Source organism: Kineosphaera limosa NBRC 100340 (assembly GCF_000298215.1).
Classification (GTDB): domain Bacteria; phylum Actinomycetota; class Actinomycetes; order Actinomycetales; family Dermatophilaceae; genus Kineosphaera; species Kineosphaera limosa.
The window spans coordinates 1-2218 of sequence record NZ_BAHD01000147.1; the positions used below are offsets into that span (position 1 = coordinate 1).

A 2218-nucleotide genomic window follows, 5' to 3' on the forward strand; every position below is an offset into this window, starting at 1 on the left:
TGGAATGTTCCCGCTTTTGTGGACACGCGGTTTAGGCCGCGATGTGGTTGATGTGTGTATAGCCTAGTTCGATTTCTCGTGGTGTCAAGTATCCGAGGTAGGAATGCCGGCGTGTGGTGTTGTAGTAGGCCTCGATCCACTCGACGGTGGCGGTGCGCAGCGCGGCGATGTTGGGCCAGGGCCGGGTGTGGATGAGTTCTTTCTTGTAGGTTGCGAATACTGATTCGGCGACGGCGTTGTCGTAACAGATCCCGGTTCGGCCCAGGGAACGGCGAATGTTGTTCGCGGCGCAGAAGGCAGCGAACGCGGTCGAGGTGTATTGGCTGCCGCGGTCGCTGTGGAATATCACTCCCGGCGCGGGCCGGCGGGTCAACGCCATGGTCAGGGCGTCGGTGACCAGATCGGTGCGCATGTGGTCGGCGACGGCGTGACCGATGATCCGTCGTGAGTACAGGTCGATGACGGTGGCGACGTAGGCCCACCCGGTCCAGGTCTTGACGTAGGTGATGTCACCACACCACTTCTGGTTGGGTGCCCCCGCGGTGAAGTCACGGCCGATCAGGTCGGGGGCGCCAACCGGTCGCGCGGCGGCCAGGGTGGTCTTCTTCCACGCCTTGGGGTGGCGTCCGCGCAGCCCAGCGGCCTTCATGAGCTTCCAGACCCGCTTCTTGGCCACCCGGTAGCCACGGGCACGCAGCTCGGCCCACACGCGCCGCACACCGGGGTCACCCCGGCCCGCGGCGTGCACCGCCGCGATGATCTCGCTCAGGTGGGCATCCAGGACCGCTCTCGTGGACGGCCTGGTGTTGCGCCACTTGTAGTACCCGGCGCGCGAGACACCCAGCCAGGAGCACATCATCGCGACATCGAAGTCGCCCGAGTCAGCCCAGTCCGCGATCGCAGCGAACCTCACTGCTTTTCTTTCGCGAACCAGGTCGCCACTTTTTTTGCGAACTCCACCTGCATCCGCAGCTCGGCGTTCTCGGCGTCCCTGTCTTTCAGCTCGGCGCGCAAGCGGATCAACTCGGATCGCTCCGATTCGATCAATGGCGCGTCGGCCGGGACCGCGGCGGCCCGGGCGTCTCTTTCCTTCTTCACCCATTTCCCTAACGTCATTTCGTGGACGCCGATATTGCGAGCGACCTCAGCGATCGAGCGATTGCCCTCGATGACGAATCCTACCGCTTCTGCTTTGTACTCATCGGTGAACCGCCGACGTGTAGAGCCCATCTGGTGTACTCCTGAAGGCCAGGCAGCCAACCCCCGTGTCTACCAAAGCGGGTACGGTCCCCCCTGGTTCGGGGCGTCAGGCCAGTGCCGGGCGAAGACGCGGGCGACGGGCTCGTTGAGTTCGGAGAACCACACAGTCTTGGCGTTGAAGACGTGCTCGACGGCGAGGTCAAGGCCGCCGTAGCCACTGAACAGCGACCCGATCCTGAGTCGTGAATCGCTGCTGGCTTTGGGTTCGTGCATGAATCGCGCTCCGGTGACGGTCGTCCCCGACATCCGGTGCCTCGTCGAGAACCGATGCCGAGCTGGTCACCTGTCAGGTGCACGACTCCGACACGCATTCGATGACCGCCCACGCCGACCGGAGCCACCCCGCCAAGCACCCGTCGGCACCGTCGCGGAAGCCTCTTCCCTGGGCCCCTTCTCCGACCTCCTTCTGAGCCCACACGCGTCTTGCAGGTCGAGGTGTGTCAACCAACGTTGATGGCGCGTTCGCGCGGTCAACGCCCGCTCACCTGACCGTCGAAAGGCGGTGGCGTGGTGACGGTCTCGATGCGCGTAATGTCGGCGGGCGATGGCTACAAGTACCTGCTGCGCACGGTCGCGGCCGCGGACGGCGACCGCGAACTGTCAACGCCGCTGACGAGGTACTACGCCGAGGCGGGCACCCCACCGGGGCAGTGGCTCGGCTCCGGTGTCGCCTCACTCGGCAAGGGCCAGCTCGCGGTCGGGGATCGGGTATCGGAGGCCCAGCTCCAGCTCGTGATGGGGATGGGCCGCGACCCGATCACCGGCGACCCGCTCGGCCTCGCGTTCCCGGTCTACAAGTCGGTCCCGCAGCGGATCGAAGCCCGAATCGCCGACCTCGACCCGTCACTGAGCCCGGGAGCGAAAGGCGAGGCGGTCGCGCGGATCGAAGGCGAGGAGGCCGAGCGCGGGAAGCGTCGTGCGGTGGCCGGGTTCGACTTCACCTTCTCGGTCCCGAAGT

General features: G+C 65.6%; 4 protein-coding genes. 1 reads left to right on the forward strand and 3 read right to left on the reverse strand.

What is annotated here, in order from left to right:
• Positions 1–31: 31 nt before the first annotated feature.
• From KILIM_RS21765 to KILIM_RS21775, 3 genes are read right to left on the reverse strand one after another with little or no spacing between them, the layout of a single operon-like run.
• The gene (locus KILIM_RS21765; RefSeq protein ID WP_006594927.1) at positions 32–913 is read right to left on the reverse strand and encodes an IS3 family transposase; all 882 of its coding nucleotides are present in this window, start codon (positions 911–913) and stop codon (positions 32–34) included.
• Entirely contained in the window at positions 910–1230 is a 321-nt protein-coding gene (locus KILIM_RS25260; RefSeq protein ID WP_006594928.1) for a transposase, read from the reverse strand. The genes KILIM_RS21765 and KILIM_RS25260 overlap by 4 nt, the downstream gene beginning before the upstream one ends.
• Before the next feature lie 39 nt (positions 1231–1269).
• Positions 1270–1506: a DNA cytosine methyltransferase gene (locus KILIM_RS21775; RefSeq protein WP_006594929.1), complete on the reverse strand. Its 237-nt coding sequence runs from the start codon at positions 1504–1506 to the stop codon at positions 1270–1272.
• Positions 1507–1782: 276 nt separating this feature from the next.
• Between KILIM_RS21775 and KILIM_RS21780 the strand changes: the two genes are divergently transcribed.
• Positions 1783–2218, forward strand: a 436-nt coding sequence (locus tag KILIM_RS21780) for a relaxase domain-containing protein (protein WP_157551897.1), incomplete at its 3' end; no start/stop codon positions are given.

Coding starts and splice junctions, on each gene's coding strand:
- KILIM_RS21775 (WP_006594929.1), bottom strand. CDS start 1,506: ATGTCGGGGACGACCGTCACCGGAGCGCGATTCATGCACGAACCCAAA.
- KILIM_RS25260 (WP_006594928.1), bottom strand. CDS start 1,230: ATGGGCTCTACACGTCGGCGGTTCACCGATGAGTACAAAGCAGAAGCG.